Raw genomic sequence first — 15,951 nt, 5'->3', positions numbered from 1 at the left:
AACAATGAGCAAAACTAAACGACTGCTATCACCGCTTGAGTATTTGCAGATAGCTTGGGCCATGAAGTTAAGGGATTTTAGGCAATGGTGCATGCCAACAACTCAAGGCGTTTACGACTGGAAGCGACGCAGGCTAGAAGCGGCTATTGTTGTGGCCAGGACTTCTATGGTTGATGATGTGGAAGGCATGCTAAAAGCAATACAAGAGACTGATAACGCAAAGAACGCAGGTTATAAAAAAGAGTCTGGTTCGTCCGTTTATTTGCCAGTGCTTATGACGGCTATTAGCCCGATTGAAACGCCACCTGAGTATGATCAGGTTGGCGGCCTACCGTATTGGGTAAACGTGGTTCTACCTCAAGACCCACTAAAGCGAGTCGTACAAATGCGATCGGTGCCCGTAGCTTATCGTTGTCAGATAGCTTTTTTTAGCCCAGATCCCCACAGTGCGTCAGATATTGCCAGGCAGTTTGCAAACTTTTGGAGGCATGAGGAAAAAAGAACATTCCCAGTGTCTTATGATGTTGGGGTTCTTGAGGGTAAGCCAATTAAAGATGATTGGAATTTTAGGGTATTAGAAAATAGTCTTTACCCTGATAGTGCAACAACTGACCTTAAAAACCTGTTTATTGCCACTGTTGATTGTACGATTGTTGGTGCTATCCCTGAGTTTGTTGGCTTGGGCGGCGAATGGGATGATGTAACCGATATGGGTGAGCCATACGAGAGCTTGCCAACACGGCCTAACCCTGAATATGACCCAGAGAAGCCAACCATACCGCTTGACCCTAATAACCCAGACGGGCCGGCCATTAACAGCCCAAGAGTGCCGGTTCCAGGCGTTAAACCAGTTGAAGGCAGTCGCGATGATTACGACAAGCTTAACAGCCTGGTTATTGAAGCCAGTATTGATGATGAAGATACAGACCATGAATTCAGAGTTGCTATTGACCCTGATACGGGTGTGATCACTGAAACTAAGGTGGATAAAAAAGGACCTACCGACGATGAATGATCAGGTTAAACCAGTCGTTATTGACGCAAGGGCAGCTGCTTATGCTGGCGAGGCTGTACGAGTGCTTGGCGTAGTATTGCCCACGTCAGGTAGGGTAGTTATTAAGAAACAAGCCAGCTGGAAAGAGCAGCCAGTACCGAGCGATAGTACCGTTGTAGTTACTGACACCCCAATGATCTTTGATTATTGGGATATGAGCTTTAACGAGTCAGAGCAGATGAAGGAGGTTATGGCCGTTTATAACGAGGCTCAGCGATCAGGCCTAGTTGGCATTGAGGACGCATTAAGACGATACGAGCCAAAAGATGTTATTCAGTTGCGAAAAATGGACGAGCGCGGGCAAGTGTTGGATTTTGACTCTATGGGTATTACTAATGGCCATATGGCTGTTTTATTGGCTATCTGGGCTGCAAGAAAGGTGCATGGCGGCTATATTATGGCAACAGCACCGATAACGCTTGATGACAGCTCAAACGACAAGGAAAGCGACTATGGTTTAATGCCGTTTAGTATTTAGTATTTAGTATTAAGGGCTAAAAATGTTAGATGATTTAATGCTACTGCCTGAGTGGCGTGAGGTATGTGACAGGTATCGCTATGATATCACGCGCTTTGCCGTCGAAGCGTTAGACATGACTGTACAAGCCGGGCAAGCGGTAACATGGCAACAAGAATTATTGTTCAAGTCTATAGTCGTGCCTGGCAGCCGCACAAGTGTTGCCTCTGGTCATGGTTGCTTTGGGATTGATACACCGATAATGCTATCCACAGGTGAGGTGAAGAAGGTACAAGATATACAGGTTGGCGATAAGCTCATGGGCGATGATGGGAGGTCTGTAAGGGAGGCCTTAGATGTTGTCTCAGGTGTGCAAGAACTATTTGAATTTAGACGGTCCAATGGCACTAAAATTACTTATAACGCCAGCCATATTTTGTGTTTATTCGATATTCGGACCAAGCAAACTTTAAATTTAACGGTCTATGATTATATCCAATCACCTGATAAGTATTTTTTACATGAGTATGTATTAGGCAAGTCGGAAAACAGCCTTCTCAATTTTCAAATAAGTGATACTGATTATCATATTTCTTATATTGAGGAAGTAGCTTTTTTGGGCGAAGGGAATTACTACGGCTTTGTGCTAGATGGTAATAGCCAGTTCCTAGGTGGGGACTTTACGGTACTTCATAATACAGGCAAATCGCGCTCAGCCGGCATTATCGCCTTATGGCACCTTTTATTTTACCCTGAATCGGTTATGCTGTTCACCGCACCTCAAATCGGGCAACTTAGAACCGTTGTATGGAAGGAAATCAATATTTGTTTGCAGCGCCTACGCAATAACAAGGCGCTAGGCTGGCTGGCCGACTATGTTGTCGTACTAGCAGAAAAAATCTATATCAAGGGCTTTAAAGACACCTGGTTTGTGTTTGCTAAGACAGCCCCAAAACATCAACCAACTAACATAGCAGGTCAACACGGCGATCACTACATGGTGTGGGCCGATGAAGCTTGTGGTATCGATGATGCGGTTATGGAAGTTGCTATTGGTGCATTAACCCATGAAAACAACCGCGCTGTATTGACTAGCCAGCCTGCTAAGAATACCGGCTTCTTCTACGATACGCACCATAAGTTGAGCCACCATAATGGCGGTAAATGGATTGCTCTTGAGTTCAACGGTGAAATGTCACCGATCGTTAGTAAGAACAAGCTAGTAGAAGCCCTATATCAATATGGCAGCCGAAACAGTCCAGGTTATCTGATTCGTATTCGCGGTAAGTTTCCAGAGCTTAAAGGCGAGTACCTATTAACGCGCACTGACTACGAAAACATGAAGCAGCAGCCTTGTGTGATTGAAGAAGGCGATAAATGGGGCATTATCGTAACTGTGGACGTGGGTGGCGATGTTGGCCGTGATAGCAGTGTAATCTCGGTTATGCAAGTAGTGGACAAAATGGTTAAAGGCCGTATTGAGAGGCACGCACATTTACTTGATATACCGCTGTTTAGTAATAGAGCTAATATCAATACGCTTAAAGCCAAAATTAATGATGTAATGAGCGATTACCCGGGCGCGACATTGGTTATTGACCCGCTAGGCGCTGGGATGGGCTTAACGCAGTCGGTAAAAGCTGACGGGGTTTATTTTGATGAAGTGCATTGGGGCTCACCTTGCTTTAACAATACGCTCAAACGCTATTACATGAATAAGCGTAGTCATGCCTATGTGGCTATGGCCAAAGCAGTAGAAAGTGGCCGCTTTAGTGTAAGCGATAAAGTCAAAAAAATGTACCAGGTAATGACCAACTTAGAAGAGCAAATAACACGCCTACCATACTATTTTGATGAGAAGGCCCGTTGGTGCATGATGAGTAAAAAGGACATGCTCAAAAAGGGTATTAAGTCGCCCGATATCGCAGATACCATAGCCTTTGGTTTTATGGAAAACATAAGCTATGCGCCGGTTGAAAGCTACGAGGATATAAGTGCTGGTAGCGATGAGGATAATGAGTGGGATTTGCTCAATGAGGCGGCTGACTCTTTGCTTGATATTTAAGCTTGCAAATGGAACACATGGCACACCTGCCAGCCCAGGTAGTTAAACTTATGCAATACCAAAACTTTAAGGATTGCGTAAACCATGGCGAATAAACCAAACCCAATTATATTTAAGATAACCGATGAAGGGCGTTTAGCGGTGTTAGACGCTCAAAAGCAAGGTATAAGCTTGTCTTTAAAGACGTTTGTTGCTGGCACGTCAAAATACGTACCAAACGGCAGAGAGACGCGTATCAAGGCAGAAGCTATGCGATCCGATATCGTAACAAGCGGTATTGAGAAGGAGAGCAAATCTTTACGATTCAGTGTTACTTTGAATAGCGTCATGTCAAGGGATATCTACGAAGTTGGATTGCTAACCAGCGATAATAAGCTTTTTGCAATTGCCGCCAGTACCGAGCCATTATTTACCGTTTATGCAAACGTTACATTTGTTGGTAGTTTTGGCATGTCTTTAAGTGACCTGGATGTTAGTAATATCACAGTCACTACCGATCCTGATAGCGCTATTGTTATTAAGATGATTGAAGATCACTTAGCAGCACCAGACCCCCACCCTCAATACGTTAAGGCTGATAAGCTGGCCCAGCTTGATAAAAAGGTGGATAAGCTTGGCGAGAATATCAATAGTGCATCTAACAACCTGGCGGAACACCTAAAGGCGCCAAACCCACACCCGCAGTACACACTTAAAACAGAGCATGATGCACACGTTAAGCAATACGATGCGCTTAAAAAGCTAGTGGACACAAATGCTGGCACAATCGCTCAGCATGGCAAGGATATCAACAAAGTATCTACTGATCTTGATAGCCATGTGAAAGCAGCTGATCCGCATGCGCAGTATGCCAAGAAAACAGACTTATCAGCTCATACAAGTGCAGCTGATCCGCACCCTCAATACGCTAAGAAAACAGACTTATCTACCCATGCCGACTCAACCGACCCGCATCCTCAGTATTTGCAAGATAAAGACCTGGCTGGCATGAAGAAACAGATTGAGGAATTGCAGAAGCAGCTAACAGCAGCTCAAGGCAAGGTTACTGAAATGCCAATTGGTTCTGTGTATGTGACGACCAATGATTACAAGAGCAGCGCAGAAGTTAATACAGCTTTGGGTTATGGCACATGGGCTAGGTTCGCAGAAGGTAAGACGCTTGTTGGTATGTCAACCAAAGCAGCTGATCCGGCATGGACCAAGACGCTTAAATCATCATTTGGTGCTTATGAGCATAAGCTTGTAGCAGAAGAGATGCCCTCAACAGCGCTTAAAGTTAGGGAAGCAGGTTATCACGGGGCACGTAGGCACGGCGGGGGTGGTACAGGTTACGCGAGTGGTAGCCAAGGCAAGATGATCCCTTTACCCACATCGGAAACAGGGTGGAAAGATAAGCCGCACAATAACGTGCAGCCTTCAATCGTTGTGGCTTACTGGTTACGGACAGCTTAACCATGATTGAGAACATATTAAACATTTATCACAATGCGATACGTGATCACGTTGACTTGCTTTATCGACGTGGCCGCACCGATAGGCTAATAACCTGGAAAGTGGGTAATGATGAAATTCACGACCCCACGTTAATTGCGTTTAGAGCATACAGGGATCGCAGTTATGCAGACGTTGTTATGGTATGCGCTGGCACGAATAGGATTGGCCAGCCATTGCCCAAAGACATTATCTTTTTGCCAGTCGCTAGGGATTTAATAGCAATCAAACGCAGGTATTTAAAAGGGGTATAAATGGATAACCTAGATACTGACTGGTTTAACAATAACAGCCCACAAAATCAGGATAACCCAGTAAGCCGGCAGGATAGGCTTGTAAACAATATGAGCCTTGAAGAGCTTAGGCGTTGGCGTATTGATACAGCCAGGCAGGCCAGCGAGCAGGGCAAATTTGCCAGCCAGCATAACAGGTATCTAAAAGATACGATCAGGGATATCAAGGGCGGTGAAAGGCTAACTAGCCAGCAGTTACAATCCCTGGTGGCCAGTGCTAAAAGCTTAGCTGGCATATCAGCAAGCGAGCTATTGGAATTTACGCTAGGCAATACCAAGCGTAACGAAAGCTTAATGCAGGTATTGGACGCAAGCGTATTAGACGCATACCTGGCAAACGTTAAGAAGGCGGCTAAGAAGTTCGCTGGAGGTATCACCCCTCAAGACGTGATCAACAACTCAAGGCCCGTCGATATCCAGCGAGCCAACAAGCAAATTTACATGGCTATGGTTTATAAGAGACAAGGCAATACCTTGTTTTTCTTAACCAATTCAGGGCCAGAAAGTAAGGTTGCTAACCACAAGGTGACAGTACAGCTGCTAGATTACCCTGGATTGCTGCTAAGAACCAAGCCACCTAGCATGACAGAGGTAAGAAATAGCATATTACACGGCAAGATAAGATTTGACTGTGACTGTGGCCGTCATCAATTTTGGTATCGCTATATTGCCACCGTTGGCAAGTATAACTATGGCATTGATGAAAACAGGTACCCGTCAACACGTAACCCTAATTTAACTGGGGTGGCTTGTAAGCATGTATTGCGAGTGATGAAGCACTTAACAAGCGGTATGATGCTAAGCCAGGTAAGAGACTATGCCAAGGCTGATATTGCCATGGCTGAAAACCAGGTTAAATCGCATAGACGCACAAGCCAGCAAGTCAAACGAGAAGCAGCTAAACAGACTCAAGCACTCAACAACTGGAATGGCCGTTTACATTGGTCGAAGGTGATCAAGCAAGCTGTTAAACAGGCCGAGCAAAAAGTACGCACTGAACAAAAACGGCAAGCTAAAGCACGCCCGTATGAGCCAACAAAGGCTGAGTTAAGTAGTTATAAGTACGCGCAAAGCCAGTTGCAGCAAAAGGGCATACCAGACAGGTACAAGCAGCTATACCAGGCAGATATTCAAGATTTTGAAAAGAAATGGGGTAAACGATGACGCTTAAAATTGAAAATAAGCTAGTCACAGACGGTCAGGCACTAAGTACACGTATTATCACGCTGCGCAATCAATCAACGATCCCGACGTTTGTGTTTAGACGTAAAGTGCTAACAGTGAATGATGATGATTATGAGCGTTCAGACTTGTCATGGGCTGGCCTTGGTACAGTAAGTGACAGTGATGAACATTCAATAGACTATGAGCCATTAGGACACGCTATGGTGGTGCTACTAGATAGCTTAGGCGGGCCTATGCACGATAGCGGCATGTTTATCACCCCAGAGCAGTTTAGCTCAATGGTATTGATTGAGCCTTACGATATTGATTTGGAAGGCGACGATCGTATAAGAATGAGACCAGACTGGAACCCCAAAAAAGGCGACCTGTTTTGCTTTTTATTAAACAACCATAAGGAATACCATGAGTGCGTAGGCGTGGTTGGTAATTCATTGTTGGTGAGTCATGGCCATAGGTACCTACTAAACCAAAGATTTGACCTGGAATATTTGGATGCGTTTGATGAAAGCGAAATTGAGGATGTGGAAGTACCGTACAAGTAAGGTTTTAGACACATTCAACCTTGTACTGGTGTTTTTTTTAACCTTCTTGATGTAAGCCTGCCAGCAACACCCATTAACCGCCTTAAATGGCGGTTTTTTTGCTATTGGAACACCCCTAAAAAGGGTGTCTAGGCGAGTCTTAATATAACCCTATCGGATATGTTCAATTTTTTTCAATGACGATAGGAATATTCTTATGAATAAAGACCAAGCCAAACAACATTTATCCGTTGTTTCTAATGAGCTTACAAAAACACGCCAGTTTATGCGCGAATTTGCTAAGTTTGATGCCAAACAATCTGACGTTGCACAATTTGACTCAATGATCGCTGCTAACTCGCATGATCGTGAAATGGGATTACAGGCCATTCCTGAGTCATTGCAAAAACTGTTAGAGGCTCAAAACATTGCAGCTGCCCCAGCTGGCAAGCAAGCGGTATTCGACGGCTTACGTGATGGTATTGCAGAATATCAGCGTCGCAATGGCGGCGATATGCCACCAGTAGAAGTAGTACAGTCGGCTTTATCAGCTGCTACCGCATTTACCGAAAATGCCCATCGCGGCGATGATAACGACCCATCATTTGACAGCCTATCATTTAGCCACCATGAAGCCTTATCAGTAGTACCAGCTGCCGTACAAGTTGTTATTACTATGGGTATCGCAAACAGCCTACCATTAATCTCAATGCTACCTAACCCAACTGGCTCAAACGAAGTACCAATCGTTGCCGGTGAAGGTACCGCTGGCATGGATATGGGCGTTATGCGCCGTGGTGAATTAATCGACGGTGAAAAAGCAGGCTTACCATACTTCGATAATCGTCACCTATTGGTTATGGAAGATGCAGGCGAGGGTAAATTCACCCTTGAATCACACGTAGCCTACACTAAAGAGATCCGCGACAACAAAACAACTAAGTTTGTTGTAGATAAAGACTCTATCAAAGCCCCATTTGTAGGCGGGCGTGTAAGCATTAAAGTTCGCGGCGTTGAAGTTGCTAACGACAATCATCGCAGTCACCCAACTTTTGGCGGCAAGAGCACGTTACAGCCACTTGATCCTATTACTTTAGGTGCAGATACCTTTATCGTTAAGTCGGCAGTTGCAGATCTTGATAGTCACACAGTTGAAGTTGCTTTTGATACTACCGACGGCGCTGCTCCAGGTGCAGACGAAGTAGAAGTTGAATTAATCTTTGACTATGAGCGTAAAGACGAGAAAGGCGACTATATCTTACGCGCACCAAGTCACGATATGGCGTTTAACTACTATGGCGTTTACGCTTACCCAAGCCGCGCTCGCTCTACCGCTACCATCGACGCAATTACCCAGCTACAAAATGAGCTAGGTATTAACTGGTATGCAGCAGCTCAAATGTTATTTATCAACAAATACAACTTTGAGCAAAACGGCCGCTTATTACGTGGTGCAGTTAACCAGTGTCTAGCCAACCAAGAGCAGCACGTCAAAGTATTCGACGCTGATATCGCTGGCGTGACTCACACCACATTAACTGATCTTTACTCAAACATCCGTGTCGTTTTAGGCAAGGCTCGTACCGCGCTATCAACAATCACCAATACAGCTATTGGTCAGTATGACTTATACGTATCTGATCGTGGTGCAGCGTTCTTTGAAGCTATGAGCCGTGACGAATACACCCCAACTGGCGAACAATACGGTGATCAATACTCAATCTACCGCATTGGCCAGTTAAACACTGGCGTAAACATTTACTACGTGCCAGCCTCAATGGGTGTGTTTAACGAAGATGAATTAACCCAGGGTGGTTATGCGTTGTTAGTGCCACGTGCAACAACACCAGCAAAAGCACCGTTTGTAGGTACTGTTGCAGTTCCTACTATGGTTCTGGCTTCATCAGCTAATGCGTTTGAAAAAGACGTAGCGGTTTATAACCGTATGGCGGCAGAAGCTAACCCAATCCCACGTTATCGCAACCAGTGCATGTTGATTGAGTTACGTAACTTACCATCACTTTAAGCCAATAGCTTAGCCATGTAACCGCCACGTTGCATGGTTAAAACTGGCCTTGTTGTCTGTGGCAACAGGGCCTTTCTTTTGACAAAAACATGAGGCTGATTATGACAGAACCAAAACAAGTACCAGGTGATTTAGCAGAACTTGCTATCAACCCTGAATATGCAGAAGTTGATGAAACCTATACGGTTAAAGAACTGCAAGCAGAGCTTAGAGGCTTGGCCGTTGCTTATCGTTCTAACGATAGTAAAGACGCTTTAATCTGGCGATTTCTTGACGCTAAACAGGCCGATCTTGAGCCAGTTGAAGCAGAAGTTGAAGCAGAAGTTGAAGCAGAAGTTGAAGCAGAAGTTGAAGCAGAAGTTGAAGCAGAAGTTGAAGCAGAAGTTGAAGCAGAAGTTGAGGCAGAAGTTGAGGCAGAAGTTGAGGCAGAAGTTGAGGCAGAAGTTGAGGCAGAAGTTGAGGCAGAAGTTGAGGCAAAAGAGTTTGAACAAATCACTGTTTACAACAGTGGTGCATACAATCTATATGACCCGCATAGCCGCACCTTGTTTTACGCTCGTAAAGAAGCGGTTATCGAACTCAAGCCAAGCATTACCAAAGAGCGTGTGTTGCGCAATATCGAACAGATCAACGCAACGCGCGGCAAAGTTTTAGTAATTCTTTAAACCCTATAGGCTGTGGTGCTTTGCATCGCAGCCATCTTTTGGCTAAGGGCGGCTTAAATGTTAAATAGCAATACTTTAGGACGTGCAGTAGGTATAAGCCAGGACGAGGTTTCTGGAAATGCAAGCCCAAACGTGCCGTCAATCAACCAAAATGGCGTTATTGTTGGCCGCTTCAAGCGTGGCCGTTCAGACAAGCCATTCAAGGTCAATCCCCAAAACTACAAGGCCTTACTGGGTGAGGATCGGGCCAACCCAAGTTATTTAATTGTCCAAGATGCCTTCATTGCTGGAGCCACTGAGTTGTGGATCTTGCGTATAGGCGATCCAATTCTAAAGCTTAGCAATGGAACCGAAGTTACAGATGGAAAGACGTTTGAGCAGATAGCATTTGAAAGTAATTTATACCCAGTGCCAATGGTTAGGGATGATATTTACGTGCCATTGCTTGAGCCGCTTGACGCTCAATTAAGGTCGCTAATCAAAAAGGCTGGCGAGATCGTTGATTCATACTTACCTGGCGTTACTCACTTTGATATCAAGAAAATAACATTTGGCAAGGCGTTTGATATTGCAGAAGGCTATAAGTCAAAAATTGAACTATTGCAGTCTCACCTGGGATCGGTGGTTAAGCAGCCAGTACCAATCGTAGATAGTTATAAGCCTGGCGTTGAGATTTTACCGCTATCGTTGCGTTATGGCTTTAAGTCATTTGATTATGAATACGGTTATAGCGTGTCAGCCGATCAGCTAAATATTGAGCGTATATCGAAAACTAAAGAAAAAGACATTCACTCAAAATACACACCTAAAGCTGAAATTCTAGACGTTCAGCTGTCACAGGCATTGCAGACTCAGAGCGCAAATGCAGGAACAGGCTTTTATACACAAAGTTATACCTTGCTAGACTTAATTATGTCGAATGGGCTGGTTGAGACGACTGCTAATGACGAGAGTTACCAGCCGCAAGTTGAGCAGTTATCACTGGTATTACACCAAGCTTTAAGTGTTGTCGATATCAAGATTGATAGCGGTTACTTGCCAGCAGTTAAACCGTTGAGCGTCCACATAACAGACAAGGGTTATTACACGACGATAAGCGATGGTTATTCAGCCGACTTAGAGCTTATGGATATCGAGCATATTAATTACCTTGCTGGCAATTATGATGCAAATAGCGGCTATTTAGTTGGAGTTGAAGCCTTGGATGCAACCAAGGTTGATTTTGAACAAGTGGATATAGAGGTTTCCCAGGACGGCTACACCCCAATTATTAAACCACTAAATATCTTTACAACACAGAGGGTCAAATAATGAAAACAGGTTTTGCAGGCGAGTTGCGTTGCATTGTCAAAAAGAAAGACGGCACAACCGTTCAAGATACTGGCTACCAAAAGAACATGTTTCTTAATACGGGCTTGGACTTTTTTGGCGGTGGCCACGGTGATGATATTTTTGCTCACTGTGTGATTGGCGCCGGCGAGGATGCACCAGAAGCCACACAAGACAAGTTGGTCAGCTTTGTGGCTAAAAACAACTCTATTGAAGCTGATGATAGAGGTTCAGAGCCGTATTTAAGTGGTGATCAAGAGTTCAAGGTGTGGCGTTCTAGCACATATCGCTTTGAGGATATTAGCGGCGAGTCTATTTCAGAGGTTGGTTTGGCTAGTGAGTTTGTCAGTGAAGATGAATACCATCTTTGCACCAGGGCATTAATCAAAAGCGCAGAAGGTGAACCAATCACAATCACGCTTAAAGAAGATGAAGTGCTGGAGATCACCTACCGCATCTGGCAGGTTTTTGACCTATCGGATAAAGATTTTTCCATCAAGATTACCGATGATATTGGGGGCGAAAAGCTATATAACGCTAGATGCCGCTTGTCTGGTATTGGTGATGAAGGTGCTTACTATGAATACAAGGCAGGCATGGCGTTTGCAGAAGATACCGAATACTCATCAGAAACCTATAACGGTTTCTATTCGTATGCTGGCGATATTGGCGAGGTTACAGGTGTGCCAAGCATCAATATGGGTGAGGCCGCCAGTGTAACGCTTAGTGACTACGAGGAAGGCTCATACACACGCGATATGAGTATTTTCTTCGGTCTTGATGATGCACGTTTTCCGGTTAGAAGTGTGTTGGTACCAACAACTATGGGTAACTATCAGATTCAGTACGGATCACAGCAGAGTGACGACCCAATACCTAAGTCGAAAAACGATACCTTGACGGTGCCAATTCGCTTTACTTGGTCACGTTACGAAGGCGATTTAAATGTTACCGAATAACAAAATTAAGCGTGCAAGAAAATGGCTTGGTGATCTGCATGAGCCAAGGGATAGAAAGCACCCCAATACACGCTCGTTTTGTTTAGGTGGTATTGATATAGGCGACACCACTCAAGGTATAACCAATTATGTCTGGCAGGCTTGGACGGATGGGGCGGCCATTTATTTGCAGCGTACTGATTCTACTAGGCCTGATAGGGTGCTAACCGATAAGAGCATAACATCGGTTTCAGTGGCTTTTGATCGCAATATGAATCTGGTAATAGCTTACCAGGCTGGCTTGGAGTCGAAGCTATGGGTGGGCCACAATGGTTCGCTTTCCGGAACTGTTACAGCCTCAATAAAAGGCAGTCAGAGCCCTATGGTGGCCTTAGATGACAATAGATATGCAACTGATAGTACGTCTGATGTGATCTTTGCTTACGTCAAGGACTCAATGCTTTGTTGTCGATATCAGCGCGAAAAGTATAGAACAGAGCATAAGTTGCAGTTATTAGAAGGTGATACAACTTTGTATCGCATAGGCATGGGTAGGGATAATCGCTTTTTATTCCTACTACAAAAAGAAGTGAAAAACTAAGGCGGAAATATGATCACAACTAAGATTTTAAAAACCGCTGTTGGCGTACAGCGTGGTGATGTTATTGATAAGACAGAATCCACGAAGCTTCAAAACGTCACGAACGGTATCATCGTTGGTCGGTTCAAACGTGGCGTTATGGGTACCCCATTTAAGGTCAATGAAGGCAATTTTTCAGCCATTCTGGGCCGTGATGTGGCAAACCCTAGTTTCCTAGCTATTGAGGACGCTTTAAACAGTGGATTGAGTGAAGTTTGGGTTATGCGAGTGGGCAGCAGCTACAAGCGTGCTGACTTGAGTGGCTTAACTGATTGCTTTAACAAAACTATTAAAGAGGGCGATATGGTAGTCGGTGACGACAATTATACCCCTGATTATCAACAAGGCCAAAATGAGCAATAGGAGTTAATTTATGGCGTATGTTCTGGTGGAAGAGGGGAAAATCGAAGAGCTTGAAGAGGCCTGCCAGCGGTCTGTGAAGGTTGATGATATTAAATTAAGTAGCGGCTACATTGCAGTTTATGAGCAATCAGGCGAAGGCAAAGAGGAAGATTAACTATGAGTATTAAAGGTGTTGTTCTTACCAAGGACACAGACGTAAGAGAGCTTGCAGCCCGTATCGGTAAAGATATTGGTAGTGTTAGCAAGCTTGAAACTGGCGACAAAAAGAGCGTTGTTGCTGCCATTAACGAGGTTAAAAAAGCAACTGTTGAGGCTGGCGAGATTTATGCCACCAAAGAAGAGGCTGCTAAGCTTGCCAGCAAGGTAGAGCTACAACAAGCTATCACTGATCTTATCAATGGTGCTGATGAAGATGATGATACTTTAAAAGAGCTTGCAGATAAGATAGCAGACTTATTTGAAGCTGATGAAAACTTTGCTCAACAAGTTAGTGCTATTAATAGCGATAAGGCATCACGTACTGAACTTAACCAGGTTGAAACAGAGTTATCAGGCTCAATCCAGGCAACCAAGACTCAACTACAAACGGCTATCAGTGCAGAAGAGACTTCTCGTAAGGCCGAAGATAAAGCCATTCGCGGTGAGTTTGCAGCTGCCGATAAAACGCTTAAAAGTGCATTTGAAGCAGCAGATACGGCTATTCGTGGTGAATTATCCCAAGCTACTCAAACCCTAAAACAAGAAGCTAAAGAAGAATCAGAAGCGCGTAAGGCTGAAGATATAGCCATTCGCGGTGAACTTGCTGAATCTAGCCAGCAGGCCCAAAAAGCCATTGAAGATGAAGCAGCTGAACGCTTAGCAGAAGATACGGCGATCCGTAATGAGTTTGCCTTAGCTGATCAAGAGCTACAAAAAGCGATTGATTCAGAAGCGGCAACCCGTAAAGCACAAGATACCGATATCCGTAACAAGTACGCAACTAAGGCTGAATTAACCCAGGCGATCACCGATTTAATTAACGGTGCAGACGCCGATTCAGACTCTTTAAAAGAACTTGCGGACAAAATTACTGCCCTGGCTCAAGCTGATAAGGGATTGGTGAGTGCTACCGAAACCCAATCATTCAAAGCGGCTAACAAAGAGATTGCACGCAATAACATTGATGCAGTAGCTAAAGCCACGTTTGAAAAAGAGGTAGCTGAAATTGATAAGGTTAAAGCAACCCGTGAAGAGCTTAGCTTAGCCAAAACAGAGCTAAGAGACTCTATTAATACTAAGAGTACCCAGCTTAGATCATCTATTGATGATGAGGTAGCTAATCGCAAAGCAGACAGTGCAGCAATTCGCACAGCATTTGCTCATGCAGACGACATGAACAAAGAAGCTTTGACAGCTATGATCAACACCAAAGAAATCTCTTTACGCAGTGAAGTTACCAATTATATTGAGGTACTACAAAGCGGTATTGATGCAGAATCGGTGGTTCGTAAGGTTGAAGATACTGCTATTCGTAGCGAGTTTGCCCAAGCAGACCAAAAGCTAAAAGATAGTCTGATTGATACGATCAACGCAAGAGATTCTTCTATTCGCAATGACTTCAACAAAGCTGATAGCCAGGTGCAAGCAGCTGTTTTAGCAGAAGAAGGTGCTCGTAAAGCAGAAGATGAAGCGATCCGTGGTGAATTGTCACTTATCGACCAAAGCCTAAAGGCAAAGGTTGCTTCAGAAGAGAACGCACGTAAAGCAGAAGATACGGCTATTCGTGGCGAGCTGGCAGGCATTAATCAGTTAATACAAAGCACTATTGATGCAGAAAGTGCAGCCCGTAAGTCGGAAGATGCGGCCATTCGCAGTGAGTTTGCCACTAAGAACGAGCTAACCAAAGCGATCACCGACTTAATCAACGGTGCCGATGCTGATTCTGATACGTTAAAAGAGCTGGCCGATAAGATCACAGCCCTGGCACAAGCTGATAAAGGCCTAGTTAGTGCTACCAGTGCTCAAGAGTTTAAAGAAACCAACAAGCAAATTGCGCGTAAAAATATCGACGCAGTAGCTCAAGCGGTTTTTGAGCAGTCAGTAACAACAATCAATAGCACTAAAGCTGATCGTACAGAGCTTGCACAAGCCAAAACGGAACTAGCTGATTCTATTCAGAATAAAGGCGTTGATCTACAAGCAGCTATTGACAAAGAGCAGGCCGAGCGTAAGTCTGAAAACACAGCTATTCGCAGCGAACTTGCTTTAGCAGACCAAAGCTTAAAAGACGACATTGAGGCGAAAGACGCAGCTATTCGCAGCGAGCTTACCCAGTCTAGCCAGCAACTTCAAGAAGCTATTAGCACAGAGGAAGAAGCTAGAAAGGTTGAAAGTGCTGTTATTCGCAGTGAGTTTATCAAAGCTGACCAAACCTTAAAGCAAGCGGCAGATGCAGCAGACGAGGCTATCCGAGGCGAACTAGCGAAGGCTGGCGAGCAGTTGCAAGAAGCGATTGAAGCTGAAAAAACGGCCCGTGAAGCCGCTGAAACCGCTATCAATGAGCAGATTGCTATTAAAGCTGATAAAGCCCCAGAAGGCGAGGAATATGCCCTTGTTTCATCATTGCCTGGCCTAGTAGCACCATACGCCACCAAAGATGAGTTAACGCAGGCTATTACTGATTTGATCAACGGCGCTGATGCGGATTCTGACACCTTGAAAGAATTGGCCGATAAAATCACGGCACTGGCACAAGCCGATAACGGCCTTGTTAATGCCACACAAGCCCAGTCTTTCACAGTGGAGCAGCAGAAGCAGGCACGCACCAATATTGCCGCTTTAGCAGAAGAAGATATTGTTCTAGGTGATGGCTATGCAGAGCGATTTGCAGAGGCTTTAGAGCAAGCAATTAGCGATGGAATTACAGAAGGCCAAGCATAGGTGGA

At 44.6% G+C, this 15,951-nt stretch carries 14 protein-coding genes; all 14 read left to right on the top strand.

The genetic code is table 11. The features are described 5' to 3' along the window. Positions 1 to 4 precede the first annotated feature (4 nt). The 14 genes from MN210_RS06670 to MN210_RS06605 all read left to right on the top strand — a co-directional run bounded on the left by MN210_RS06670 (position 5) and on the right by MN210_RS06605 (position 15,946). Positions 5 to 1,015 (top strand): hypothetical protein, encoded by a 1,011-nt coding sequence (locus tag MN210_RS06670; RefSeq protein ID WP_338411891.1) that lies wholly within the window; start codon positions 5 to 7, stop codon positions 1,013 to 1,015. Next, a complete protein-coding gene (locus MN210_RS06665) occupies positions 1,008 to 1,532 on the top strand; it encodes a hypothetical protein (protein ID WP_241879658.1) in 525 nt (174 codons plus the stop codon). The genes MN210_RS06670 and MN210_RS06665 overlap by 8 nt, the downstream gene beginning before the upstream one ends. Positions 1,533 to 1,554: 22 nt before the next feature. Next, positions 1,555 to 3,576 (top strand): Hint domain-containing homing endonuclease, encoded by a 2,022-nt coding sequence (locus MN210_RS06660; RefSeq protein ID WP_338411890.1) that lies wholly within the window; start codon positions 1,555 to 1,557, stop codon positions 3,574 to 3,576. An 84-nt stretch (positions 3,577 to 3,660) separates the two neighbouring features. Then, complete coding sequence (locus MN210_RS06655) at positions 3,661 to 5,028, top strand: phage baseplate protein (RefSeq protein ID WP_338411889.1); 1,368 nt, start codon at positions 3,661 to 3,663, stop codon at positions 5,026 to 5,028. Positions 5,029 to 5,321: 293 nt separating this feature from the next. After that, positions 5,322 to 6,524 (top strand): hypothetical protein, encoded by a 1,203-nt coding sequence (locus MN210_RS06650; RefSeq protein WP_338411888.1) that lies wholly within the window; start codon positions 5,322 to 5,324, stop codon positions 6,522 to 6,524. Beyond that, positions 6,521 to 7,087, top strand: a complete 567-nt coding sequence (locus MN210_RS06645) for a hypothetical protein (protein ID WP_011960556.1) — start codon at positions 6,521 to 6,523, stop codon at positions 7,085 to 7,087. The genes MN210_RS06650 and MN210_RS06645 overlap by 4 nt, the downstream gene beginning before the upstream one ends. A gap of 196 nt (positions 7,088 to 7,283) precedes the next feature. Further along, on the top strand, positions 7,284 to 9,092 hold the full coding sequence (locus tag MN210_RS06640; protein WP_241879651.1) for a hypothetical protein: 1,809 nt from the start codon (positions 7,284 to 7,286) through the stop codon (positions 9,090 to 9,092). Between the two features lie 101 nt (positions 9,093 to 9,193). After that, positions 9,194 to 9,757, top strand: a complete 564-nt coding sequence (locus MN210_RS06635; RefSeq protein WP_241879650.1) for a hypothetical protein — start codon at positions 9,194 to 9,196, stop codon at positions 9,755 to 9,757. Positions 9,758 to 9,814: 57 nt separating this feature from the next. Beyond that, the gene (locus tag MN210_RS06630; protein ID WP_241879649.1) at positions 9,815 to 11,068 is read left to right on the top strand and encodes a hypothetical protein; all 1,254 of its coding nucleotides are present in this window, start codon (positions 9,815 to 9,817) and stop codon (positions 11,066 to 11,068) included. Positions 11,069 to 11,091: 23 nt separating this feature from the next. After that, positions 11,092 to 12,045 carry a hypothetical protein gene (locus tag MN210_RS06625; protein WP_338412812.1) on the top strand — a complete coding sequence of 318 codons (954 nt, stop codon included), beginning with the start codon at positions 11,092 to 11,094 and terminating at the stop codon, positions 12,043 to 12,045. After that, complete coding sequence (locus MN210_RS06620; protein ID WP_338412811.1) at positions 12,032 to 12,625, top strand: hypothetical protein; 594 nt, start codon at positions 12,032 to 12,034, stop codon at positions 12,623 to 12,625. Before MN210_RS06625 ends, MN210_RS06620 begins: the two co-directional genes overlap by 14 nt. A 9-nt stretch (positions 12,626 to 12,634) precedes the next feature. Beyond that, positions 12,635 to 13,027, top strand: a complete 393-nt coding sequence (locus MN210_RS06615) for a hypothetical protein (RefSeq protein ID WP_241879645.1) — start codon at positions 12,635 to 12,637, stop codon at positions 13,025 to 13,027. Positions 13,028 to 13,037: 10 nt separating this feature from the next. Beyond that, entirely contained in the window at positions 13,038 to 13,181 is a 144-nt protein-coding gene (locus tag MN210_RS06610; RefSeq protein WP_241879644.1) for a hypothetical protein, read from the top strand. 2 nt (positions 13,182 to 13,183) lie between these two features. Then, the gene (locus MN210_RS06605; RefSeq protein ID WP_338412810.1) at positions 13,184 to 15,946 is read left to right on the top strand and encodes a hypothetical protein; all 2,763 of its coding nucleotides are present in this window, start codon (positions 13,184 to 13,186) and stop codon (positions 15,944 to 15,946) included. Positions 15,947 to 15,951: the final 5 nt, after the last annotated feature.

This window comes from Psychrobacter raelei (assembly GCF_022631235.3).
In the GTDB taxonomy this organism is placed as follows: Bacteria; Pseudomonadota; Gammaproteobacteria; order Pseudomonadales; family Moraxellaceae; genus Psychrobacter; species Psychrobacter raelei.
This window is presented reverse-complemented; position numbering and strand designations above follow the sequence as displayed.

Bases quoted from the DNA above. Each gene is read 5' to 3' on its own strand.
- MN210_RS06670 (WP_338411891.1), top strand. From the start codon at position 5: ATGAGCAAAACTAAACGACTGCTATCACCGCTTGAGTATTTGCAGATA.
- MN210_RS06665 (WP_241879658.1), top strand. From the start codon at position 1,008: ATGAATGATCAGGTTAAACCAGTCGTTATTGACGCAAGGGCAGCTGCT.
- MN210_RS06660 (WP_338411890.1), top strand. From the start codon at position 1,555: ATGTTAGATGATTTAATGCTACTGCCTGAGTGGCGTGAGGTATGTGAC.
- MN210_RS06655 (WP_338411889.1), top strand. From the start codon at position 3,661: ATGGCGAATAAACCAAACCCAATTATATTTAAGATAACCGATGAAGGG.
- MN210_RS06650 (WP_338411888.1), top strand. From the start codon at position 5,322: ATGGATAACCTAGATACTGACTGGTTTAACAATAACAGCCCACAAAAT.
- MN210_RS06645 (WP_011960556.1), top strand. From the start codon at position 6,521: ATGACGCTTAAAATTGAAAATAAGCTAGTCACAGACGGTCAGGCACTA.
- MN210_RS06640 (WP_241879651.1), top strand. From the start codon at position 7,284: ATGAATAAAGACCAAGCCAAACAACATTTATCCGTTGTTTCTAATGAG.
- MN210_RS06635 (WP_241879650.1), top strand. From the start codon at position 9,194: ATGACAGAACCAAAACAAGTACCAGGTGATTTAGCAGAACTTGCTATC.
- MN210_RS06630 (WP_241879649.1), top strand. From the start codon at position 9,815: ATGTTAAATAGCAATACTTTAGGACGTGCAGTAGGTATAAGCCAGGAC.
- MN210_RS06620 (WP_338412811.1), top strand. From the start codon at position 12,032: ATGTTACCGAATAACAAAATTAAGCGTGCAAGAAAATGGCTTGGTGAT.
- MN210_RS06615 (WP_241879645.1), top strand. From the start codon at position 12,635: ATGATCACAACTAAGATTTTAAAAACCGCTGTTGGCGTACAGCGTGGT.
- MN210_RS06610 (WP_241879644.1), top strand. From the start codon at position 13,038: ATGGCGTATGTTCTGGTGGAAGAGGGGAAAATCGAAGAGCTTGAAGAG.
- MN210_RS06605 (WP_338412810.1), top strand. From the start codon at position 13,184: ATGAGTATTAAAGGTGTTGTTCTTACCAAGGACACAGACGTAAGAGAG.